Source organism: Isoptericola nanjingensis (assembly GCF_050311635.1).
GTDB lineage: Bacteria > Actinomycetota > Actinomycetes > Actinomycetales > Cellulomonadaceae > Isoptericola > Isoptericola nanjingensis.
This window is the reverse complement of record NZ_JBNOZL010000007.1, coordinates 288,839-309,323: the sequence shown is the minus strand read 5'-3', so window position 1 is coordinate 309,323 and position 20,485 is coordinate 288,839. Positions and strand designations below refer to the sequence as shown.

23 protein-coding genes are annotated in these 20,485 nt (G+C 74.3%); 9 read left to right on the top strand and 14 right to left on the bottom strand.

Annotation, left to right across the window (positions count from 1 at the left end):
• Window positions 1-43: 43 nt before the first annotated feature.
• The gene (locus tag ACQP6G_RS15870) at window positions 44-1,000 is read right to left on the bottom strand and encodes a glycoside hydrolase family 43 protein (protein ID WP_429765651.1); all 957 of its coding nucleotides are present in this window, start codon (window positions 998-1,000) and stop codon (window positions 44-46) included.
• A 121-nt stretch (window positions 1,001-1,121) separates the two neighbouring features.
• On the opposite strand from ACQP6G_RS15870, the gene ACQP6G_RS15865 reads away from it, so the two are divergent.
• The 3 genes from ACQP6G_RS15865 to ACQP6G_RS15855 all read left to right on the top strand — a co-directional run bounded on the left by ACQP6G_RS15865 (window position 1,122) and on the right by ACQP6G_RS15855 (window position 4,296).
• On the top strand, window positions 1,122-2,120 hold the full coding sequence (locus ACQP6G_RS15865; protein ID WP_429765649.1) for a LacI family DNA-binding transcriptional regulator: 999 nt from the start codon (window positions 1,122-1,124) through the stop codon (window positions 2,118-2,120).
• 124 nt (window positions 2,121-2,244) lie between these two features.
• Window positions 2,245-3,567 (top strand): enolase C-terminal domain-like protein, encoded by a 1,323-nt coding sequence (locus ACQP6G_RS15860; RefSeq protein WP_429765648.1) that lies wholly within the window; start codon window positions 2,245-2,247, stop codon window positions 3,565-3,567.
• A gap of 102 nt (window positions 3,568-3,669) precedes the next feature.
• Window positions 3,670-4,296, top strand: a complete 627-nt coding sequence (locus ACQP6G_RS15855) for a superoxide dismutase (protein WP_429765786.1) — start codon at window positions 3,670-3,672, stop codon at window positions 4,294-4,296.
• A gap of 11 nt (window positions 4,297-4,307) precedes the next feature.
• Here ACQP6G_RS15855 and ACQP6G_RS15850 read toward each other — a convergent pair whose 3' ends face one another.
• Window positions 4,308-4,673: a nuclear transport factor 2 family protein gene (locus ACQP6G_RS15850; protein WP_429765647.1), complete on the bottom strand. Its 366-nt coding sequence runs from the start codon at window positions 4,671-4,673 to the stop codon at window positions 4,308-4,310.
• A gap of 100 nt (window positions 4,674-4,773) precedes the next feature.
• On the opposite strand from ACQP6G_RS15850, the gene ACQP6G_RS15845 reads away from it, so the two are divergent.
• Together ACQP6G_RS15845 and ACQP6G_RS15840 are read left to right on the top strand one after the other, a co-directional pair.
• The gene (locus ACQP6G_RS15845) at window positions 4,774-5,472 is read left to right on the top strand and encodes a FadR/GntR family transcriptional regulator (RefSeq protein WP_429765645.1); all 699 of its coding nucleotides are present in this window, start codon (window positions 4,774-4,776) and stop codon (window positions 5,470-5,472) included.
• A gap of 98 nt (window positions 5,473-5,570) precedes the next feature.
• Complete coding sequence (locus ACQP6G_RS15840; protein ID WP_429765643.1) at window positions 5,571-5,918, top strand: STAS domain-containing protein; 348 nt, start codon at window positions 5,571-5,573, stop codon at window positions 5,916-5,918.
• Here the strand turns inward: ACQP6G_RS15840 and ACQP6G_RS15835 are convergent.
• From ACQP6G_RS15835 to ACQP6G_RS15815, 5 genes are all read right to left on the bottom strand, one after another.
• Window positions 5,887-6,336, bottom strand: a complete 450-nt coding sequence (locus ACQP6G_RS15835) for an RbsD/FucU domain-containing protein (RefSeq protein WP_429765641.1) — start codon at window positions 6,334-6,336, stop codon at window positions 5,887-5,889. The genes ACQP6G_RS15840 and ACQP6G_RS15835 overlap by 32 nt on opposite strands.
• Window position 6,337: 1 nt before the next feature.
• Window positions 6,338-7,213, bottom strand: a complete 876-nt coding sequence (locus ACQP6G_RS15830; protein ID WP_429765640.1) for a fumarylacetoacetate hydrolase family protein — start codon at window positions 7,211-7,213, stop codon at window positions 6,338-6,340.
• 100 nt (window positions 7,214-7,313) lie between these two features.
• On the bottom strand, window positions 7,314-8,318 hold the full coding sequence (locus tag ACQP6G_RS15825; protein WP_429765638.1) for an aldo/keto reductase: 1,005 nt from the start codon (window positions 8,316-8,318) through the stop codon (window positions 7,314-7,316).
• Window positions 8,315-9,097, bottom strand: a complete 783-nt coding sequence (locus ACQP6G_RS15820) for an SDR family NAD(P)-dependent oxidoreductase (protein WP_429765636.1) — start codon at window positions 9,095-9,097, stop codon at window positions 8,315-8,317. Before ACQP6G_RS15820 ends, ACQP6G_RS15825 begins: the two co-directional genes overlap by 4 nt.
• Window positions 9,094-10,002 (bottom strand): amidohydrolase family protein, encoded by a 909-nt coding sequence (locus tag ACQP6G_RS15815; protein WP_429765634.1) that lies wholly within the window; start codon window positions 10,000-10,002, stop codon window positions 9,094-9,096. The genes ACQP6G_RS15820 and ACQP6G_RS15815 overlap by 4 nt, the downstream gene beginning before the upstream one ends.
• A 175-nt stretch (window positions 10,003-10,177) precedes the next feature.
• Here ACQP6G_RS15815 and ACQP6G_RS15810 point away from each other — a divergent pair, with 175 nt between their 5' ends.
• Window positions 10,178-11,494 carry an alpha-L-fucosidase gene (locus ACQP6G_RS15810; RefSeq protein ID WP_429765632.1) on the top strand — a complete coding sequence of 439 codons (1,317 nt, stop codon included), beginning with the start codon at window positions 10,178-10,180 and terminating at the stop codon, window positions 11,492-11,494.
• A 3-nt stretch (window positions 11,495-11,497) separates the two neighbouring features.
• Here ACQP6G_RS15810 and ACQP6G_RS15805 read toward each other — a convergent pair whose 3' ends face one another.
• Window positions 11,498-11,992 (bottom strand): SRPBCC domain-containing protein, encoded by a 495-nt coding sequence (locus ACQP6G_RS15805; protein WP_429765630.1) that lies wholly within the window; start codon window positions 11,990-11,992, stop codon window positions 11,498-11,500.
• Window positions 11,970-12,296 (bottom strand): ArsR/SmtB family transcription factor, encoded by a 327-nt coding sequence (locus ACQP6G_RS15800; protein ID WP_429765628.1) that lies wholly within the window; start codon window positions 12,294-12,296, stop codon window positions 11,970-11,972. Before ACQP6G_RS15800 ends, ACQP6G_RS15805 begins: the two co-directional genes overlap by 23 nt.
• A gap of 242 nt (window positions 12,297-12,538) precedes the next feature.
• Here ACQP6G_RS15800 and ACQP6G_RS15795 point away from each other — a divergent pair, with 242 nt between their 5' ends.
• From ACQP6G_RS15795 to ACQP6G_RS15785, 3 genes are all read left to right on the top strand, one after another.
• Window positions 12,539-14,203, top strand: a complete 1,665-nt coding sequence (locus ACQP6G_RS15795) for a thiamine pyrophosphate-binding protein (RefSeq protein WP_429765626.1) — start codon at window positions 12,539-12,541, stop codon at window positions 14,201-14,203.
• Between the two features lie 28 nt (window positions 14,204-14,231).
• Entirely contained in the window at window positions 14,232-14,453 is a 222-nt protein-coding gene (locus ACQP6G_RS15790; RefSeq protein WP_429765624.1) for a hypothetical protein, read from the top strand.
• A gap of 90 nt (window positions 14,454-14,543) precedes the next feature.
• Window positions 14,544-16,010, top strand: coding sequence for an HNH endonuclease signature motif containing protein (locus tag ACQP6G_RS15785; RefSeq protein ID WP_429765622.1), 1,467 nt, complete (start codon window positions 14,544-14,546; stop codon window positions 16,008-16,010).
• 8 nt (window positions 16,011-16,018) lie between these two features.
• Here the strand turns inward: ACQP6G_RS15785 and ACQP6G_RS15780 are convergent, their stop codons facing one another.
• The 5 genes from ACQP6G_RS15780 to ACQP6G_RS15760 all read right to left on the bottom strand — a co-directional run bounded on the left by ACQP6G_RS15780 (window position 16,019) and on the right by ACQP6G_RS15760 (window position 20,446).
• Window positions 16,019-16,585 carry a dihydrofolate reductase family protein gene (locus ACQP6G_RS15780; RefSeq protein ID WP_429765620.1) on the bottom strand — a complete coding sequence of 189 codons (567 nt, stop codon included), beginning with the start codon at window positions 16,583-16,585 and terminating at the stop codon, window positions 16,019-16,021.
• 85 nt (window positions 16,586-16,670) lie between these two features.
• Window positions 16,671-17,390 carry an alpha/beta fold hydrolase gene (locus ACQP6G_RS15775; protein WP_429765619.1) on the bottom strand — a complete coding sequence of 240 codons (720 nt, stop codon included), beginning with the start codon at window positions 17,388-17,390 and terminating at the stop codon, window positions 16,671-16,673.
• On the bottom strand, window positions 17,387-17,890 hold the full coding sequence (locus ACQP6G_RS15770; RefSeq protein ID WP_429765617.1) for a GNAT family N-acetyltransferase: 504 nt from the start codon (window positions 17,888-17,890) through the stop codon (window positions 17,387-17,389). The genes ACQP6G_RS15775 and ACQP6G_RS15770 overlap by 4 nt, the downstream gene beginning before the upstream one ends.
• Before the next feature lie 22 nt (window positions 17,891-17,912).
• Window positions 17,913-18,509 (bottom strand): gamma carbonic anhydrase family protein, encoded by a 597-nt coding sequence (locus tag ACQP6G_RS15765; RefSeq protein WP_429765615.1) that lies wholly within the window; start codon window positions 18,507-18,509, stop codon window positions 17,913-17,915.
• Between the two features lie 44 nt (window positions 18,510-18,553).
• Window positions 18,554-20,446 carry an FAD-dependent monooxygenase gene (locus ACQP6G_RS15760; protein ID WP_429765613.1) on the bottom strand — a complete coding sequence of 631 codons (1,893 nt, stop codon included), beginning with the start codon at window positions 20,444-20,446 and terminating at the stop codon, window positions 18,554-18,556.
• Between the last annotated feature and the right edge of the window lie 39 nt (window positions 20,447-20,485).

Genomic DNA, 20,485 nt, shown 5'->3' with positions numbered 1-20,485 from the left:
GAGCGTTCTTCTCATGTGTCTCCTTCGTCGTGCGTCGTCCTGGTCAGAGCCGGGCAAGGCCATTCCATTCGCCGCGCCGGAGCGGGAGCACGGCGCCGTGCTTGGTGTGCGGGGGCAGGTGCAGCTCGTCCTCCGGCACGGGATCCCACCGTCCGGACGAGATGTCGGTGGTGGTCAGCGCCCTGTAACCCTGCGGCGGGCGGCCGTACTGGTCCACCCACAGGTACCACCGGCTCCCGTCGTGCGTCGGGAAGACGAGCGGACCCTCGACCGCGGGGCCGAAACCCTGGCCCAGCCCGGTCGCGAGCGTCCGGAAGGCGGGGTTGAAGAACGACGACCCCACCTGGTGGAAGACCTGCCACGACCCCGGCGCGCCGTCGTCCTGCTTCGCGAACCGGTGCACCTCGTCGCCGACGGCCACCGCCGTCATGTCGATCACCCCTCCGGGCAGCTCGAGGTACGTCTCGGCGGGGGCGAACGTGCGGAGGTCGCGGGTGGTTGCGGTCATGATCCGCGGTACGCAGGGCCCCTCGTGCCGCGGGTCGTCGGGGGCATAGAGGGCCGCCGCGAAGTGCAGCACGAGGACGCCGGTGTCCGCGTCGTGGAACACCTCCGGCGCCCAGGCCATGCCCGCGTGCGGCGGCGCGACGGTCACGTGGCGCGGCTCCGACCACGTCAGGAGGTCCGGCGAGTCCCAGACGACGACGTCCCGGCTGCCGCGGCGGGCGTACTCGTGCCAGTCCGGACCGGCGGGACGCCACACCCGCAGGTCGGTGGCGACGAGGTGGAAGCCCTTGCCGTCGGGCCGGCGCGAGACGTGCGGGTCGCGGACGCCGGTGGTGCCGGCGGTGGTCTCGAGGACCGGCGCGCCGCCGTGGAGCGGACGCCATCGCAGCGGGTCGTCACCCTCGCTGAGGCTGAGGTGGACGCGCTCCCCGTGGCCCGCCGGGTCCTCCACGAAGTGCACGAGGAGATAGCCGTACGGATCGTCGGAGCGCATCGTCGAGCCCTTCTCGGTTTATCGTTAATCCGGGCCGACCCTGACATGGCGGAATCGCGTCGTCAAGGCCGGCACGACGCCGCCGCGCACGGCCTGGCAGGATCACCCCGGGAGGTGGCGCATGGTCACGATGAGCGACGTCGCGCGGGAGGCGGGCGTGTCGATGATGACCGTCTCGAACGTGCTCACGGGCAACAAGCGCGTGGGCGAGCCCACCCGCGACCGGGTGCTCGCGGCGGTCGAGTCGCTGGGGTACGAGGTGAACCTCACCGCCCGGCACCTGCGCGCCGGCCGCACGGACACGGTGGCCCTCATCGTGCCCAGCTTCCACGACTACTTCGGCGAGGTCGCGGACCGGATCGCCCCCCTGGTCGAGGCCGGCGGCCGCCACCTCGTGGTCGAGCGCACCAGCGCGGACGCGCGCAGCGAGATGGAGTCGCTGAGCATGCCGCGGCTGCGGATGTACGACGGCGTCCTCCTCTCGGTGGCCGGCCTGCACAGCGACGAGCTCGACCGGGTCCCGACGTCCACCCCGATCGTCCTCCTGGGCGAGCGGGAGGTGCCCCCGCAGTTCGACCACGTCCGCCTCGCCAACGTCGAGGGCGCCCGCCTGGCGACGGCGCACCTGCTCGAACGCGGGGCACGGCGGGTGCTCGCCCTCGGTGCCTCGGCCGAGGCGTCGGTCGGCATGGAGTCGGACCGGCACGCGGGATGGGCCGAGGCGCACCGCGCGGCCGGGCTCGTCGCGGACGAGCGCCTGGTCACGCCGGTGCCGGACTTCACGTCCGAGGCCGCGTACGACGCCGTCACCCGGCTGCTCGACGACGGCATGCCGTTCGACGGCCTCTTCGCCGTCAACGACACCGTGGCGTTCGGGGCGGTGGCCGCGCTCGCCGAGCGAGGCGTGCGGGTCCCCCACGACGTCCAGCTGGTGGGCTTCGACAACCTCGGGGTCTCGCGCTTCGTCCCGCCGGGGATCACGTCGGTCGACCCCGGCTACGACGTCGTGGCGGCCACGGCAGTGCGGCTCCTCGAGCAGCGGATGGCCGGCGGGGACGGTCCGCACGAGCACGTGACCGTCCCCGTCCACCTGGTCGAGCGCGGCTCGACCCGCGCCTGACGCCCCCAGTCCTCGGATCTCTTGCCCCGCGAGTACCGCATGCTCGTTGCCGTGTCCGACGTGTTGCCGCTAGGTTGACTCTCAGTCATCCGATCTTTATGCCCGTCGCCACGAAGAGGTGCGCATGCCCACCATCACCGACGTCGAGATCACCGACGTCCGCTTCCCCACCTCCCGCACGGCCGACGGGTCGGACGCCATGAACGCCGACGCCGACTACTCGGCCGTCTACGTCGTCCTGCGCACCGACGGCACCGACCCCGCGGGCGAGCCGCTGGCCGGACACGGCCTGACGTTCACCATCGGGCGCGGCACGGACGTCGTCGCCCTGGCGGCCCGGCACCAGGCCGAGCGGCTGGTGGGGCGGGACGTCGACGACGTCGTCGGCGACCTGGGCGGCACGTACCGCGACCTCACCGCCGACAGCCAGCTGCGCTGGCTCGGGCCGGAGAAGGGCGTCGTGCACCTGTCGCTGGCCGCCGTCCTCAACGCGGCGTGGGACCTGGCCGGGCGCCGCACCGGCAAGCCCGTGTGGCGGCTGCTCGCGGACATGACGCCCGAGCAGCTCGTCGACGTCGCGGACCTGCGCTACCTCTCGGACGCCCTCACCCGCGACGAGGCGCTGGAGATCCTGCGCGCCGCCGAGCCCGGCAAGGCCGAGCGCATCGCGCACCTGGAGCGCCGCGGCTACCCCGCGTACACGACGTCGGCCGGCTGGCTCGGGTACGACGACGCCAAGCTGCGCCGCCTCACCCGGGAGGCCGTGGACGCCGGCTACCGGCACGTGAAGCTCAAGGTCGGGGCGCGGCTCGAGGACGACGTCCGCCGCCTCGGCATCGCGCGTGAGGAGCTCGGCCCGGACCTCACGCTGATGATCGACGCCAACCAGGTGTGGGACGTGCCCGAGGCCATCGAGTGGGTCCGCGCCCTGCAGCGGTTCGACCCGCTGTGGATCGAGGAGCCCACGTCGCCCGACGACGTCCTCGGCCACGCCGCCGTGCGCGAGGGCGTCGCCCCGGTGCGCGTCGCGACGGGCGAGCACTGCCACAACCGCGTGATGTTCAAGCAGCTCTTCCAGGCCGGGGCCACCGACTACTGCCAGCTCGACACGGGCCGCCTCGCCAGCATCAACGAGATCGTCGCGGTGCTGCTGCTCGCCGCGAAGTTCGGCGTGCCCGTCTGCCCGCACGCCGGCGGCGTCGGCCTGTGCGAGATGGTGCAGCACGTGTCCGTGCTCGACTACGTCGCCGTGTCGGGGTCGCTGGACGGGCGCATCACCGAGTTCGTCGACCACCTGCACGAGCACTTCACCGACCCGTGCCTGGTGGAGGACCTCGGCGAGGGCGTGTCGTACGTCGTGCCGACCGCGCCCGGCTACTCCACCCAGATGCGCCCGGAGTCCGTGGCGGAGTTCCGCTTCCCCGGCGGCGCTGCGTGGACGTCGTGACCGTGGTGACCTGGGACACGTTGCCCGGAACACGTTGACCTCAACAAGGGTTCAGGTCGTAGCGTGACCAGCAACGACATCCGCGACGACGAAGGGGACGAGATGCCCGTCTACACCCTGCCCGACCTGCCGTACGACTACAGCGCCCTCGAGCCGCACATCAGCGGCAAGATCATGGAGCTGCACCACGACAAGCACCACGCGGCCTACGTCACCGGCGCCAACACCGCCCTGGAGAAGCTCGCCGAGGCCCGCGAGTCCGGCGACAACGCCGCGGTGAACCTGCACGAGAAGAACCTCGCGTTCAACCTCGGCGGCCACACCAACCACACCGTCTTCTGGAACAACCTCTCCCCCGAGGGCGGCGGCCAGCCCGAGGGCGAGCTCGCCGAGGCCGTCAAGGACGCCTTCGGCTCCTTCGACAAGTTCCAGGCCCAGTTCGCCGCCGTCGCCACCGGCATCCAGGGCTCCGGCTGGGCCGTGCTCGGCTGGGACTCCATCGGCCAGCGCCTCGCCATCTTCCAGCTCTTCGACCAGCAGGCCAACGTCCCCGTCGGCATCACCCCGCTGTTCATGCTGGACATGTGGGAGCACGCCTTCTACCTCGACTACCTCAACGTCAAGGCCGACTACGTCAAGGCCGTCTGGAACATCGCGAACTGGCAGGACGTCGCCGCCCGCCTCCAGCGCGCCCGCACCCAGACCGCCGGGCTCATCGTCCCCGCCTGACGACCCCCCGCTCACAGCGCTGTCTGCTGGTACAGCACGAGCCGGGGCTCGCCGTCGACGACGACGTAGGTGCTCGCCATGAGCGCGACGAACGGCGGGTCGTCGCCGCGCACCGCCCGCGCGCGGTAGACGAGCGCGGCAGCGCCGTCCAGGAGACCGACGCGGCGCGCGTCGCGCAGGTCGTAGGAGTCCCACGGCGGCGCACCGTCCAGCGAGGCGACGACGGCGTCGCGGTCGAGCACCGAGCCGTCGACGAGCACCATGAGCGCGGCGGGCGTCATGAGGTCGCCGTAGAACGCGCCCCCGGTGCTCCGGCACAGCGCGTCCCACCCCTGGCGCTCCAGGTCCAGCAGCCGGTCGAGCGTGAGGTCTGCCATCGCGCCAGGCTACGGACCGCGGCGGGCCCACGCACGGACGGCCCCGGATTCATCGGAGGAATCGGTGCACCCGCGCGGGAACTGGGCCATAATCCAGGGCATGTCCCGCACCGATGAGGTCGTCGACGGCGTCCGCCGCATGATCACCGGCGGCGAGCTCGGCCCCGGCGACCGGCTCCCCGTGGAGAAGGATCTCGCCGACCGGCTCGGCGTCTCCCGCGGCTCCCTGCGTGAGGGGGTGCGCGCCCTCACCGTGCTCGGCGTCCTCGACACCCGCCAGGGCGACGGCACGTACGTCACCAGCCTCGACCCCGCACGGCTCATGTCCTCGCTGCAGTTCGTCGTGGACCTGCACGGCGACACCAGCGCGCGCCCTTTCCACGCCGTCCGGCGGGTGCTCGAGACCGAGGCCGCCGGCCTGGCCGCCCACCGCATCACCCCGGCGGCGCTGGAGGAGGCCCGCGTCGTGCTCGAGCAAGCGGCGAGCACCCTCGCGCAGGACGAGATCGACCACGCCGCCTTCATCGAGGCCGACACCGCGTTCCACCGGATCGTCGCCGACCAGGGCGGCAACCCCGTGATCACCGCCCTCGTCGAGGCCATCGCCGGCCGCACCGCCCGGGAGCGGCTCTGGCGGGGGCTGCACGAGGAGGGTGCCGAGGCCCGCACCCAGCGCGACCACGAGGCCGTCTGGCGCGCCCTGGCCACCGGCGACGCCGAGGCCGCGCGCGTGCGCATGGCCGCGCACCTCCTCGACGTCGAGGAGACCCTCCCCGGCCCGGAGGCCACCGAGGACTGACCCCGCGGGTCAGCCTCCGGTGGCCGCACCTAGACTGGGCGTCGCCTGCGATCAAGCCACCGGTCACCAGCAGGAGACGCGCGCGAGAGGAACGGATCATGGCCACCCACGGTGGTATCAACCTGAGCGACGACGGACTCCGGTGGGAGATGTGGGGCGAGATCGACGTCGCCGTCGCCCACGAGGTCTACGCCACGCTGGAGGCAGCGGGCGAGGGCCGCAAGACCCTCGACATGCGCAGGGTCACGTTCATCGACTCCTCCGGCGTGCGCCTCGTGGTCCTCGCGTGCGAGAACGGCCCGCACCCGCGGGTGGTCGGCGCTCCGCAGCTGGTCCGCGACATCTTCGAGATGATGAGCTTCGACATGCTGGTCGACTTCGTGGACGCCGACCCGGCGGAGCCCCTCGACGACGCTACGCGGACGGGGTCCGGACCCCGATCGTGAGCAGCAGGTTGGCGTAGACGCGCTGGTCGCCCGTGGCGACCAGCAGGGCGACGTCGTCGGACCGGGCGGCGTCGTAGAACGCGAAGCGGTCCAGCTCGTCCCAGCCGACCTCGGCCCCGAGCATCGCCCGGTAGCCGGTGTGCGCGGGGATCTCCTCCCCCGCGGCGACGACGTCGCCCGCCACACCGCCGGGCACCATGACGGCGGCGGACTCGACGGGCACGGCGTCGAGCAGCACCTCGAGCACCTGGTCCACGGTCAGCAGGCCGGGCCGCAGGTTGAGGTGCACGCGCGCGGCGCCCGGCCGGGCGCCCGTGGAGTGCGGGTAGTTCGCGTCGGCGAGCAGCACCCGCGACCCGTGCCCCGCCGCGGCGAGCGCCGCGACGAGGCCCGGGTGCAACAGCTCGTAGCGGAGCACGTCAGCCCCGCGTGGCCGCGGCCGGGACGCGCGCGTCGGCGAACGCGTGCCGCTGGCGGCCGAGGCCGTCGATCTCGACCTCGACGACGTCGCCGTCGGCCAGGTACGGGAACCGGCCGGACAGCGCGACACCCTCGGGGGTGCCGGTGCAGATCAGGTCGCCCGGCTCGAGCGTCATGTACTGCGACAGGTGGTGCACGATCTCGGCGACGCCGAAGATCATGTCCGTCGTCGACGAGTCCTGGCGAGGCTCGCCGTTGACGGACGAGCGCAGGCGCAGGTCGCTCGTGTCCACCTCGTCGGCGGGCACCAGCGCGGGGCCCGTCGGCAGGAACGCCGGGCCGCACTTGCCCTTCGACCACTGGCCGAGGGAGTCGTCGAGCTGCCAGGCCCGCTCGCTCACGTCGTCCACCACGGTGTACCCGGCGACGTGCGCCAGCGCGGCCTCGGGCGACGGCAGGTAGCTCGCCTGCTTCCCGACGACGATCGCGAGCTCGACCTCCCAGTCGACCTTCTCCGAGCCGGGCGGGATCGGCACCGTGTCGTCGGGGCCGACCACCGTGTTCGGGTGCTTGAAGAAGATGATCGGCAGGCGCGGCGGCTCCGCGCCCGACTCCCGCGCGTGCGCGGCGTAGTTCTGGCCCACGCACACGACGGCGGTGGGCCGCGCGATCGGGGCACCGCGGCGCAGGCCGTCCGCGCCGTCGAGCACGGGCAGCTCGCCGGCGGCGAGGGCGGCGCGCGTGCGCGCGATGCCGCCGGCGGCGAGGAAGCCGCCGTCGACGTCGCCGGTCAGCGGTCGCAGGTCGTAGGTGGCGCCGTCGGTGGTGACGGCGGGGATCTCCTGGCCCACCGGGCCCAGGCGGAGCAGCTGCATCGATGTCCTCTGTTCTCTCTGGGGGGCGCCTCGATCATGCGCCCGGGTCGCGTCCCGGTCACATCCGTCCCGCCATGCGGGCGGCGGGACGGACGGGACGTCACGCGAAGGCGTCGGGGTGGGCCTCGGGGGCGAGGAGCCCCCGGCCCACCAGGTCGGTCCACAGGTCGGCGGGGACGACGGCGGCGTGCCGGTCCACGGCCTGCCGCACCTGGTCGGCGGTGCGCAGCCCGACCACGGTGCTCGTCACCGCGGGGTGGGTGCGTACGTAGGCGAGCGCGGCCTGCGGCAGCGTGACGCCGTGCTCGGCGCACGCGGCGGCGATGCGGCGCGTGCGGTCGAGCAGGGCCGCAGGCGCCGGGGCGTAGTCGTAGGTCGCGTCGTCGGGCACGACGTCGCGGGCCAGCAGCCCGGAGTTGTACACGCCGGCCACGACGACGGAGGCGCCGCGCGCGGCGGCCGCCGGCAGCAGGTCGGCCAGCGCGGGCTGCTCCAGCAGCGTGAACCGGCCCGCGCACATCACCACGTCCACGTCCGCCTCGGTGACGAGCCGCGCGAGCATCGCGGACTGGTTCATCCCGGCGCCGATCGCGCCGACGACGCCCTGGTCGCGAAGCTCCACCAGCGCCGGGACGGCCTCGGTGAACGCCTGCTCCTCGTGGTCGTCCGGGTCGTGCAGGTACACGACGTCGACCCGGTCCAGGCCGGAGCGCTCCAGGCTCGCCTCCAGCGACCGCAGCACGCCGTCGCGGGAGAAGTCCCACACCCGCCGCGTCGCGGCGGGCACGTCGAACATGTCCGGGTCCTTCGCGTGCGCCGTCTCCGGGGAGGGCACCAGCAGGCGCCCCACCTTCGTCGACACGACGTACTCGTCCCGCGGGCGGCCGGCCAGGCTCGCGCCGAGCCGCCGCTCCGACAGACCCAGCCCGTAGTGCGGCGCCGTGTCGAAGTAGCGGACGCCCGCGTCCCACGCGGCGTCGACCGCCTCCTGGGTCTCCGCGTCCGTCGTCGCCCGGTAGAGGTTGCCGGCCTGCGCCGCCCCGTAGCCGAGGCCGGTCAGCCGGACCCCGGTCGCCCGGACCTCCCGGGAGGGCAGCGCGCTCACGCCTGCTCCGGCGGGCGCACGCGCAGCTCGTGCATGCCGCCGTCGACGGCGAGCGCGGTGCCGGTGGTGGCGGTCGCGAGCGGGCTCGCGAGGTAGCAGACCGCGTGCGCGACGGCCTCCGGGCTCACCAGCCTCCCGGTGGGCTGGCGGGCCGCGAGCGCGGCGCGCTCGGCGGCCGGGTCGGGGGCGGCATCGAGCAGCCGCCCCACCCACGGCGTGTCCACGGTGCCGGGGTTCACGCAGGTCACGCGGACGCCCTCGCGCACGTGGTCGGCCGCCATCGCGAGGGTGAGCGCCTGCACGGCACCCTTGCTCGCGGAGTACAGGGCGCGCTGCGGCAGTCCGGACCACGACGCGATCGAGGCGGTGTTCACGACGGCGGCGTGCTCCGACGCGCGCAGGTGCGGCAGCGCCGCCCGCGTCACGCGGACGATGCCGAGCACGTTGACGTCGAGCACCCGCAGCCACTCGGCGTCGTCGTTGTCCGCGACCGTGCCCTGCGCGCCGATCCCGGCGTTGTTCACGACGACGTCGATGCCGCCCATCTCGGCGGCCGCGCCCTCGACGGCGGCGCGCACCGCGGCGTCGTCGGTGACGTCGGCGACCTGGGCGCCGGCGCCGTCGGGCACGCCGTCCCGCGTGCGGTCGATCGCGACCACCTGGGCGCCGCGGGCGAGCAGGGCGCGCACGACGGACGCGCCGATGCCGGACGCGCCCCCGGTCACGATCGCGCGGATGCCGGCGAACTCCGGCGGGTTCTCGAGGGGGGCGGTGCTCACGGGTGCTCCTTCGTGCGGGTGGTGAGGTGGTCGACCGCGAGGCCGTAGGTGGCGACGGCGGTGCCGCCGCGCACGGCGGCGCGCTCGTCGTCGGACAGGGACTCCAGCAGCTCGTCGGCGGCGGCCCACCAGCGCCCGTAGCCGGAGGCGAGGAGGCAGACGGGCCAGTCGCTGCCGAGCAGGAGGCGGTCGGGACCGAAGACCTCGAGCGCGTGGTCGGCGGCGGGGCGCAGGTCCGCCGTGGTCCAGGAGTCCCAGCGCGCCTCCGTGACCAGCCCGGACAGCTTCGCGACGACGTTCGGGCGGGCCGCGAGCGCCGCCAGGTCGGCGCGCCAGGCGTCCAGGGCGGCCGGAACGTCGGGCAGCGCCGCGAGCGGCGGCTTGGCGAGGTGGTCGAGCACGAACCGGGTGTCGGGCAGGGCGGCGGCGAGTCGGCCGCACGACGCGAGCTGGTCGGCGCGGACCACGAGGTCGAACGGCAGGCCTGCCGCGCCGACGGCCGCGATGCCGGCGTGCACGTCGGGGCGGTCGAGGTAGCCCGGGTCGGGCTCGGCCTGCACCATCGTGCGGATCCCGACGAGGCGGTCGCCGCCCGGGCCCTCGCGCAGCGCGGCGAGGCGGTCCTCGAGCGCAGGATCGAAGAGGTCTGCCCAGCCCACGACGCCGGCGATGCGCGCCGCGCGCCCCTCGGGCGAGGCGGCGACGTCGAGCAGGTCGTCGGTCTCTGCCCAGGTGCTCACGCTCTGCACGACGACGGTCGCGTCGACGTCGTGCGACGCGGCGGGCAGGTCGGCGGCGGTGAAGTCGGCGTCGATCGCCGCCATCGTCGTGGGGTCGATCCAGTCCTGCGGGTGCCGCGCGCGGACCCACAGGTGGTGGTGCGCGTCGACGACGACGTCGGACATCCGGACTCCCTCGGCCTGCGGACTGATTCATCCAATGTATAGGCGCTCCATCCGCTTGCGCCAGCCCCGTCGGCCCCGAGTATCCTCAGATCGCACGCGAAGACGTCATATCTCTGTGTGCACGACTCGACCGGCTTCCGAGCCGGCCCCGCCCGCTCGACGAGGAGTGATCCGCATGACCACGGCCGCCCCGCCCCTGCGCCCCGAGCAGGCGTGGTTCACCGAGGCCCGCTTCGGCCTCTTCGTGCACTTCGGCCTCTACTCCGCGGCCGCCCGGCACGAGTGGGTGATGAGCTTCGAGAAGCAGACTGTCGAGCAGTACGCACGCTACGCCGAGGTGTTCGACCCGGACCTGTTCGACGCGCGGGCCCTCGTGCGCGCCGCCAAGGACGCCGGGATGAGGTACGTCGTGCTGACCACCAAGCACCACGACGGCTTCGCCCTGTGGGACTCCGCCGTCAGCGACTACAGCATCGCCCGCACCCGCGGGCGCGACCTCGTGGCGGAGCTGGCCGAGGCCGTCCGTGCCGAGGGCCTGCGGCTGGGGCTCTACCACTCGCTCCTCGACTGGCACCACCCCGACTACACGGTCGACGCCGACCACCCCCGCCGGGACGACCCCGACGGCCACGCCCTCAACGACGGCCGCGACATGGCCCGCTACCGCGAGTACCTGCACGCCCAGGTGCGCGAGCTGCTCACCGGGTACGGGCCGGTCGACTACGTCTTCTTCGACTTCACCGACACCCGCGACCGGCGCGGCTGGCCCGGCAAGCGCCCCGAGGACTGGGACGCCGAGGGCCTGCTCGCCATGGTCCGCGAGCTGCAGCCCCAGGCCGTGGTCAACGACCGCCTCGGCATCCCCGGCGACCTCGTCACCCCCGAGCAGTACCAGCCGGACGCCCCGATGCGCGACGCCGCGGGCGAGCTCGTCGTCTGGGAGGCCTGCCAGACCCTCAACGGCAGCTGGGGGTACGACCGCGACAACACGAGGTTCAAGGACCCGGACCTCCTGGTGCGCATGCTCGTCGACACCGTGTCCAAGGGCGGCAACCTGCTCCTGAACGTCGGTCCCGACGGCCGGGGCGCGGTGCCTGCCCGCGACGCCGCCACGCTCGCCGCGCTCGGGGCGTGGACCCGCCTGCACGGGCGCTCGATCCGGGGCGCCGGCCCGGCCGACCCCGACCTGGCTGCCGCCGTCGACCCCGGCCTGCCGCCCGGCGCCGTGCTCACGCAGCGCGACGACCGCCTCTACGTCCACCTGTTCGCGTGGCCCTTCGGGCACGTCCACCTGCGCGGGCTCGCCGACCGGGTGCGCTACGCCCAGCTGCTGCACGACGGCTCCGAGCTGCGCACGTCGGTGTCCGACCCGGACCAGAAGGCATGGAACACCAACCCGGGCGGGCAGCCGCCCGGCACGCTCACGCTGCACCTGCCCACGGCACGGCCCGACGTCGCCGTGCCGGTGATCGAGCTGTTCCTCGACCGGTAGCCGTCAGGCGCCCGCGACCTCCGCCAGGCGTCGCACGTCGACGGCCCAGCCGTCGGCGCCGCCGACGGCGTCCCGCATCCCCTTCCAGCCGTCCCCGTGCCGTCCGAGGTGGCGGTGCTCGAGGACGACGCGGGTGCGGCGTTCGTCGACCACGACGAACGAGACGTGCACCTCGCTGCAGCGGGCGGGGTCGGTCTCGACCTCCCAGCGCGGTGACACGTCCCAGGTGAAGGCGAACCGCGCGGGGCGCTCGACGACGAGCACGCGGCCGATCGTGCAGCGGTTCCCCGCGGCGTCGACCTCGGTGATCGAGCCGCCGGCCCGGAGGTCGACCTCCATGTCGACGGTGTCGTCGAGGAGGTGGTGGTCCGGGTCCCACCAGGTCGACGTCTGCCGCGTGAACACGTCGAAGACGTGCGCGCGCGGGGCGGCGACGTCCACCGCCACGGACACGGCGTGGGGGCCGGCGTCCGTCTCAGGTCGGGTCGGGGTGGTCATGGAAGGTCTCCTCTGCGACGGAGGCGAAGCTGTCGAGCGAACGGCGCCAGAACAGGTCCAGGTACTCGCGGAGCATCGCGAGCCCCTCGGGGTCGGCGCGGTAGACGCGGCGGGTGCCGACGGCCTCGTCGGCGACCAGCCGGGCGTCCTTGAGCACGCGCAGGTGCTGCGAGACGGCCGGGCGGCTCACGGGCAGCCCGGCGGCGAGCTCCCCGACCGACGACGGCCGGGCCGCGACGCGCTCGTAGATCTCGCGCCGTGTGGGGTCCGCCAGGGCGGCGAACCCCGATATGTCAGTAGCCACTTACGGTAAGTTACGCCTGACGGTACGCCCCCACAAGGCCCCGTCGAAGATCGCGCCCGACCGGTGGATATACTCGCGGCGTCGAGGCGGACCCGCGCCGCCTTGCGCTCGAAAAAGGGGCGCACGGCAGCCCGGTCACCGGCAGTCACGCTGCACAGCCAGCACGTCGGACCCGGCGTCGGGACCGCACGGGACACATACGGACCGCACCACTCATCCGTCACTGTTCCCCTGGAGGCCCCGTGCCCACCGTGTCCGCGCATGTCGCCCGCACCCTCGCCCAGCACGTCGACCACGTCTTCGGCGTCATGGGCAACGGCAACGCCTGGTTCCTCGACGACGTCGAGCGCACCGCGGCCGCCCGGTTCACCGCCGTCCGGCACGAGGCCGGCGGCGTCGTCGCCGCCGACGCCTACTTCCGCGCCTCCGGCCGCATCGCCGCCGCGACCGTCACCTACGGCGCCGGCTTCACCAACACGTTGACGGCGCTCGCCGAGGCCGCGCAGGCCCGCGTGCCGCTCGTGCTCCTCGCGGGCGACGAGCCGACGTCGGGCCCCCGCCCGTGGGACGTGGACCAGATCGCGCTGGCCGCCGCCGTCGGCGCGCGCACCTATACCGTCGGCCGCGCGGACGCCGCGGCGACCACCGTGATCGCCGTCGAGCACTCGCTCACCTACCGCGTGCCCGTCGTGCTGGCCATCCCCTACGACGTCGCCGCGCTCGAGGCCGGCCCGGTGCCCGAGGCGCCCGAGCCCGCCCTCCCCGGGCCGCTCGCGCCCGCCGGCCCGTTCGACGCCGCCGCGATCACCGAGCTCGCGCACGCCCTCGCCGGGGCCGAGCGCCCCCTGCTCCTCGCGGGCCGCGGCGCCTGGCTGGCCGGCGCGAGCACGGCGCTCGGCGAGCTCGCGGACGCCACCGGCGCGCTCACGGCGACGACGGCGCTGGGCCGCGGCGTCTTCCCCGACGGCCGGTACGACCTCGGCGTCGCCGGCGGGTTCGGCGCCGACGGCGCGATGGCGCTGGTGCGCGAGGCGGACGTCGCCGTCGTCGTGGGCGCGTCGCTCAACCAGTTCACGATGCGGTTCGGCGAGCTCTTCTCCCCCGGCACCCGCGTGGTCCAGGTGGACGTCGCGCAGGCCGCGACGCACCGCCACGTGGGCTCGTTCGTCCGCGGCGACGCCGCGCTCGTCACCGGCGCCCTGCTCGACGAGCTGCGCGCCCTCGGCGCCGCGCCGTCGGGCTGGCGCGACTCCGTGGACGTCGCCGCCGCCCGCACCTACGACACGGGGCCCGCCGACGGCCTCGCCGCCGACGGGCGCCTCGACCCGCGCGGCGTCGCGAGCCGCATCGGCGCGCTGCTCCCCGCCGACCGGGTGGTCGTGTCCGACGGCGGCCACTTCATCGGCTGGGCCAACATGTACTGGCCCGTGGCGTCGCCCGACCGGATGATGATGGTCGGCACCGCCTTCCAGTCCATCGGGCTGGGCTTCCCCAGCGTCGCCGGCGCGGCCGCGGCCCGGCCGGACGCCACCGTCGTGCTCACCACCGGTGACGGCGGCGGGCTCATGGCCCTGGCCGACCTCGAGACCGCCGTGCGCACCGCGGGCGGCCGCGGCGTCGCCGTCGTGTGGAACGACGCCGTCTACGGCGCCGAGGTGCACGTCTACGGGCGCCAGGGCCTCGCCGAGGAGCCCATGCGTATCCCCGAGACCGACTTCGCCGCGCTCGCCGCCGCCGTCGGCGCGGAGGGCGTCGTCGTGCGCAGCCTCGCCGACCTCGACCGCCTCGGCACCTGGGCGCGCGAGCCCGTCGACCGGCGCCGCTTCCTCATGCTCGACTGCCGCGTGTCCCCCACCGTCGTCGCCCCGTACCAGGAGGAGATCCTGCGCGTGAACCGGACCCGCTGACCCACTCGCCGGCATCTAGCCCGGCCCCATGCCGACGATGCGCATCGAGCTGGAGGTCGCCGACCGCGCCGAGGCGCAGCGGATCGTCCACGCCTCCGGGGCGGCTGGCACCGGCCCGAGCGACGACGCCGTGCTGGCCGAGGTCGAGCGGCGCGGCCGGACGGCGTCGGGCGGGCCCGAGTGCGCGGGGATGACGAACGGACGGCCCGTCCTCCTCAAGTTCGACGTCGAGGTGTATCCCGAAACCTGACCGCCGGCATGCCAGCCGTCCTCCACAGACTTTCCCGCAGGTCGAACGCCTGTTCGAACGAGTGTCGGTGGCGGCTGGTTGACTTGCTCCATGACGACAGGCCAGGGCATCGCCGCCTCGCGGCTGGACGGTGCCCTGGACGAGGCCGCGGACGCGCAGGTGGTGGCGAACGCGGCGGCTGGACGGCGCACGGCGGCGTTGGCCGAGGTCCTTGCCTCGACGGACGAGGTGGCGATGCTGGACCTCGAGGTGTCGCGGGTGATGGCCGCGCCGACAGGGCGCCGCGGCTCGGTCGCGCACCGCGCGCTGGTGGCGGAGGTGGCGTGCGCGCTCGGGGTGAGCGAGCACGTCGCGCAGGGGTGGCTCGCGGACGCGGATGTCCTGACCTCGAAGGCGACCGCGACGCTAGACGCGCTGTGCGCGGGGGCCATCTCCTATCAGCACGCGTCGAAGCTTGCGGACGCCGTCGCCGACCTGCCTGCCGCGGTGGCCGCGCAGGTCGAGCGGGCGGTCCTGGATCGGGCTCCCGCCCTGACGGCGGCGCGGTTCGGGGCACTGGCCCGCGCGGCCCGGGACCGGCTGCACCCGGTGCCCGCGGAGGTTCGCTACGAGGCCGCGGCCCTGCGCGCGGACGCGTGGGTCGACGATGGCAAGGACGGCATGTCCTGGCTGACCGCGCACCTGCCCACCCCGGTCGCTCACGCGATCCACGACCGGTTGACCCGCACCGCCGCGCGCGCCAAGGACGCCGGGGATCCACGCGGGGTGGGGCAGCTGCGCGCCGCCACGCTGACCGCCCTCCTGCTCGGCGACGAGGGGCGCGGCCCCGCAGGCCGGGCGCCCGATCGGCTCCCTCCAGACCTGCTCCCACCCGAACCACCCCCACCCGGCCCTCCACCGGACCTGCCGCCGGACCCGTTGGCCACGCTGGCGCGCGCGATCCGTCCCGTGGTGCACGTGACGGTGCCGGTCACCACGCTGGCCGGCACCGGCGAGGGATCCGGGTTGCTGGACGGCACGACACCGATCGACGCGGAGACCGCCCGACACCTGGTCGCGCGCGCCCCCACGCTCCGGCGCGTACTGACCGACCCCGTCATGGGCGCCATGCTCACCGTGGACCGGCGCAGCTACGTCGTGCCCACCGACCTGCGCGCCTTCCTCACCCAGCGCGACCTGACGTGCCGGTTCCCCGGCTGCCGCGTGCCCGCACGCCGCTGCGACGTCGACCACACCACCGCCTGGGCCGACGGCGGCGCCACCGACGCGGGCAACCTCGCCTCGCTGTGCCGCAAGCACCACACGCTCAAGCACGAGTCGCGCTGGCAGGTCGAACAGCTCGACCACGGCGTCCTGGCCTGGACCTCACCCCGCGGCCGCACCTACCTCACCAGCCCCGGCACCGCCGACCACACCCTCGACCACCTGGACGAGTGGGCCACCGCAGCCGAGCATCTCGCACGCGAGTCCGCGACCGAGGCGCCGGTGTCCGACGGGGCGGGGTACTTCCCTCCCTCAGCACCACTGGCACCCGAACCTGGGCTGCCACCCTTCTGACGGTCGGCTCAGTCCGCGCCGGGCGGCCCGTCCAGCACGGTCGGGGCGTACTCGAGCAGCGCGAGGCGGCCGTCGAGGGTCCGGCTGTCGAGGAGCTCGAGGCGGACGTCCGGCCAGCCGTCGTAGAGCCGGTCGTGGCCGGTCGCACCGTTGACGACGGGGAAGACGACGACCCGCACGCGGTCGACGAGTCCCGCCCGCAGCAGGGAACGGCACAGGCTGGGGCTGCCGATGGTCCGGAGCGGGACGTCGGCGTGCTTCATCGCACGCACGGCCTCGACGGCGTCACCCGCGACGAGGGTGGTGTTCGCCCACCCCAGCGGCTCGGTGAGCGTACGGGAGAACACGATCTTGGGACGGGCGGTGACCTCGGCCATCTCCTCCTCGCCGGTCTCCGCGAACTCGGCGAACATCCGGTAGGTCGTGGCGCCCAGCAGGGTCGTGTAATCCTGCCGGCCCTCCTCCTCGAGGAACGCGAAGTAGTCCGGCCCGCCCATCCCCCACAGGCCGGGCCACCCGTCGGCGGATCCGAACCCGTCGAGCGAGGTGATGTAGTCGATCATCAGGTCGGCCATCGTCGGGCCCTCCTCGGCCGCTGGGCACTCCTGGTCGCCCCCCAGTATCGGCGCGACGGCTGGTCGTCGCGCGCCGCCTGACCGGTCAGCCCGGCAACGACGCGCGGAGCGCCGCCATGAACGCGTCGTAGTGGCTGTACCAGACGGAGTGCGCCGCCCCCGGCACGTCGCGCACCACGACCCCGTCCCGCGCCAGCGCCGCCGCGTCCTCGTCGGTGACGAACGCGCTCGGCGACGCCCGGATCACGACGGCACCGTCCGGGAGCGGCCACGCACCGTCGGCGGAGGAGGCGACGGCCGCCCCGGTCTCCGGGTCGAACGCGTCCGCCGCCGCGGCCTCGACGCGCACGTCCTCGTCGCCGTAGTGCGGCCGGGTGCGACGCAGCTCGTCCGCGGTGCGGGCGCGCCGGTCGCGGGCGTAGCCGGCGAGCAGCGCCGCCCGGGCACCACCACCGTGGAACCGGGGCACGGCGTCCACCAGCACGGTCCGCGCGGGCCGCAGCTCCTCGCGCGCGGCGGCCAGCACCACCCCGCCGAAGGAGTGGCCGACGGCGAGCCCGGGGGCGACGACGGTCCTCGCGCGGAGCGTCGCGACGACGGCACGCGCCGCCCGCGGCACGGTGAGCCGCGGGTCGCGCGGGGACCGGCCGTGCCCGGGCAGGTCGGGCGCGAGGACCCGCCAGCCGGCCTCCGCGAGCGCAGGTCCGACCCGCCACCAGGAGTCCGCGGACCCCATGAAGCCGTGCAGCAGCACCGCGGTGCGGTCCCCCTCGCCCCACTCACGCACGCGCAGGAGGTCGGTCATCCGGCCGCGGCGATCCAGTAGCGCCGCTTCGTCTGGTCGCCGCGCGTGCGCACGTCCTCCAGCACGCCGCCGCACGCCTCGATGACGGCGGCGGAGCCGACGTTGTCGACGTCGCAGGTGACGAGCACCCGCTCGACGCCGCCCTCGGCGAGGAGCTCGACGGACTGCCGCAGCATCGCCGTCGCGTACCCCCGGCGGCGGTGCTCCGGCGCGACCGCGTACCCGACGTGCCCGCCGATCGCGCGCAGGTAGTCGGTGAGCTCGTGCCGCACGGACACCCGGCCCACGGGGACGCCGTCGACCTCGGCGACGAGGAAGTCGCACCGCACCCGCCCCGGGGCGAGGTCCTCCCCGAGCGACTCGCGACGCACGGCCGCGATCACCTGCTCCCACGTCCCGCCGTGCTGGAGGAACGTGAACCCGTCCGGCGCGAGCTGGTCGTGCATGCGCCGCAGCGCGGCCTCGTCGTCGAGCCGTGGAGGGCGGAGCGTCAGCGTCATGCGGACGATGATCGCCCACGCGTCACCCCGGCAGCACCTCGTCGTCGCGGTGCGCACCATAGAGCTCCGACTGGCGGCGCATCAGCTCGCGCATCGGCACGTCGCGCCCCACGCCGTAGACCGTGCCGGGGAAGTCGAGCTCGCGCTGCACGGCCCAGATGTCGTCGTGCCGGTCGGGCGGCAGGATCTGCGCGGGGTCGCCCACCGCGACCCAGCCGATCGGGACGAGCGCCCCGGGCGGGAGCACGGTGTTGACCTGCACCACCCCGTGGATGCGCACCTCGGCCCCGGTGCCGATCCGGCTGCCGGGGAACAGCGCGGCCCCGGTCGCGACGAACACCTCGTCCTCGACCGCGCTGCCGTTGACGTGGGCGTGCGGGCCCACCAGGACGGCGGCACCGATCCGCGCGTCGTGGCCGGCCCGCCCGCGGACGAGAGCGTGCTCCATGACCACGCTGTCCTCGCCCACGACGACGGCGCCGTCCTCGGCGCTCAGGACGGCGCCGTGCAGCACGCGGGCCCCGGCCGCGACGGTCACGTCCCCGACGAGCACGGCGGTCGGGGCGACCCACGCGGTCGGGTGGACGGACGGGGCGACCCCCCGGTGGCGGACGAGCACGGCCTGCTCCCCTCGATCGCGGTCAGCGTCCTGGGGACGATAGCTCAGCGGCCGACGAACACCCCGGCGAAGAACTCGGCGAGCTCGTCGGTGGCGTCGAGCGGCAGCACGTGCGCCACGTACTGGTCGGGGCGCACGACGACGACCACGCCGTCGCGGGACAGCTCGCGCTCCGCGAAGATGTCGCCCGAGGTCCACACGGTGGGCCCGGCGGCGTACACCTTCTCCCAGTCGGTGAGCCCCAGCGGGCCGGTCCGGGGGCGGAACACGTCGGGCACGGCCGCGAGGTCGACGTCCTGGAAGGCCTGCTGGTAGACGACCTTCACGTCGAGGACGGCGTCGACGTCGGACCCCTCGGGGGTGAACCGGGCCAGGGGCGACCCGGGCGAGGCGAGCCAGGCCGCCCAGGCGTCCAGGGCGGAGCCCTCGCCCGGCGCGGCGGCGTCGGCGAACGCGTAGACCCGCCACCGGCCGTCGGCCTTGGCGTGGTGCCCCAGGTGCACGGCGTTGCCGTCGCAGACGCGCGTCACCTCGGCGGACTTGAACCGCTTGCCGAGCGGGAACCCCGCGGCCAGCTCCTGCCGGGCGGAGCCTCCCACGATCGCCGACGGCTCGTACCGCGTCATGAACCCGGACGGGAACTCGGACGTCGCGAGGTAGTAGTGGGCCAGCTCCTGCGGGTCGGAGATCTCCTCGGGCTTGCGGGCCATGAGGCTGGACCACTCGCGGTCGAAGTCGATGAGCTGCTGCGCCACGGGCTGCCGCTCGGCGGAGTACGTGGCCAGGAGCGACTCGGGGCTGAGGCCCGTGAGCACGGACCCGAGCTTCCAGCCCAGGTTGAACCCGTCCTGCATGGACACGTTCATCCCCTGCCCGGCCTTGGCGCTGTGCGTGTGGCAGGCGTCGCCGGTGAGGAAGACGCGCGGGGTGCGGTGCTCCTCGCCGTCGGGCACGTCGTCGAACTTGTCGGTGACGCGGTGGCCGACCTCGTACACGCTGTGCCAGGCCACCTCCTTCACGTCGAGGGCGTAGGGCGTGAGGATCTCGTTGGCCCGCCCCACGATCTCCTCGATCGGCGTGCTGCGCACCCGGTGGTGGTCGTCCGCGGCGACCTCGCCGAGGTCCACGTAGACGCGGCAGAGATACCCGCCCTCGCGGGGGATGAGCAGGATGTTCCCGGCCTCGGAGTTGATCGCGCACTTGGTGCGCCAGTCGGGGAAGTCGGTGTTGACGAGCACGTCCATCACGCCCCAGGCGTGCGCCGCGAGCTCGCCGACGTGCTTGCGCCCGATCGCCTCGCGCACCGCGCTGCGGGCGCCGTCGCACCCGGCGACGTACCTGGCCCGGACGGTCCGCTCCTCCCCCGCGCGAACGCCGCCCACGTACCGGACGCGCACCTCGACGGGGTGCTCGTCCCCCTCGTGCACGGTGAGGCCGAGGAACTCCACGCCGTAGTCGGGCACGATGCGGGCGGGGCCCAGCGCGGCGGCCTCGGCGAAGTAGTCGAGCACGCGGGCCTGGTTGACGATGAGGTGCGGGTACTCGCTGATCTTGAGGCCGTAGTCCTCGGTGCGCGAGGTGCGCACGATGTGCTTCGGGTTCTCGGGGTCGGGGCCCCAGAAGTTCATCCAGCCGATGTTGTAGGCCTCGGCGATGATCCGCTCCGCGAAGCCGAAGGCATCGAAGGTCTCGACGCTGCGCGGCTGGATGCCGTCGGCCTGGCCGAGCACCAGCCGGCCCTCGCGCCTCTCGATGAGGCGGGTCGTGACGCCGGGGTACCGCGACATCTGCGCGGCGAGCAGCATGCCCGCCGGGCCCGAGCCGACGACGAGCACGTCGACCTCGTCGGGCAGCTCGTCGGGCCGGTCCACGCCGGTGCCTGCGGGCGGCAGCACCCGCGGGTCGCCGGAGACGTAACCGTGGTGGTGGAACTGCACGAGCTCTCCTCATCGTCGTCGATGCGCGACCCGACCTCC

Coding starts and splice junctions, on each gene's coding strand:
- ACQP6G_RS15870 (WP_429765651.1), bottom strand. CDS start 1,000: ATGCGCTCCGACGATCCGTACGGCTATCTCCTCGTGCACTTCGTGGAG.
- ACQP6G_RS15865 (WP_429765649.1), top strand. CDS start 1,122: ATGGTCACGATGAGCGACGTCGCGCGGGAGGCGGGCGTGTCGATGATG.
- ACQP6G_RS15860 (WP_429765648.1), top strand. CDS start 2,245: ATGCCCACCATCACCGACGTCGAGATCACCGACGTCCGCTTCCCCACC.
- ACQP6G_RS15855 (WP_429765786.1), top strand. CDS start 3,670: ATGCCCGTCTACACCCTGCCCGACCTGCCGTACGACTACAGCGCCCTC.
- ACQP6G_RS15850 (WP_429765647.1), bottom strand. CDS start 4,673: ATGGCAGACCTCACGCTCGACCGGCTGCTGGACCTGGAGCGCCAGGGG.
- ACQP6G_RS15845 (WP_429765645.1), top strand. CDS start 4,774: ATGTCCCGCACCGATGAGGTCGTCGACGGCGTCCGCCGCATGATCACC.
- ACQP6G_RS15840 (WP_429765643.1), top strand. CDS start 5,571: ATGGCCACCCACGGTGGTATCAACCTGAGCGACGACGGACTCCGGTGG.
- ACQP6G_RS15830 (WP_429765640.1), bottom strand. CDS start 7,213: ATGCAGCTGCTCCGCCTGGGCCCGGTGGGCCAGGAGATCCCCGCCGTC.
- ACQP6G_RS15815 (WP_429765634.1), bottom strand. CDS start 10,002: ATGTCCGACGTCGTCGTCGACGCGCACCACCACCTGTGGGTCCGCGCG.
- ACQP6G_RS15810 (WP_429765632.1), top strand. CDS start 10,178: ATGACCACGGCCGCCCCGCCCCTGCGCCCCGAGCAGGCGTGGTTCACC.
- ACQP6G_RS15805 (WP_429765630.1), bottom strand. CDS start 11,992: ATGACCACCCCGACCCGACCTGAGACGGACGCCGGCCCCCACGCCGTG.
- ACQP6G_RS15790 (WP_429765624.1), top strand. CDS start 14,232: ATGCCGACGATGCGCATCGAGCTGGAGGTCGCCGACCGCGCCGAGGCG.
- ACQP6G_RS15785 (WP_429765622.1), top strand. CDS start 14,544: ATGACGACAGGCCAGGGCATCGCCGCCTCGCGGCTGGACGGTGCCCTG.
- ACQP6G_RS15780 (WP_429765620.1), bottom strand. CDS start 16,585: ATGGCCGACCTGATGATCGACTACATCACCTCGCTCGACGGGTTCGGA.
- ACQP6G_RS15775 (WP_429765619.1), bottom strand. CDS start 17,390: ATGACCGACCTCCTGCGCGTGCGTGAGTGGGGCGAGGGGGACCGCACC.
- ACQP6G_RS15770 (WP_429765617.1), bottom strand. CDS start 17,890: ATGACGCTGACGCTCCGCCCTCCACGGCTCGACGACGAGGCCGCGCTG.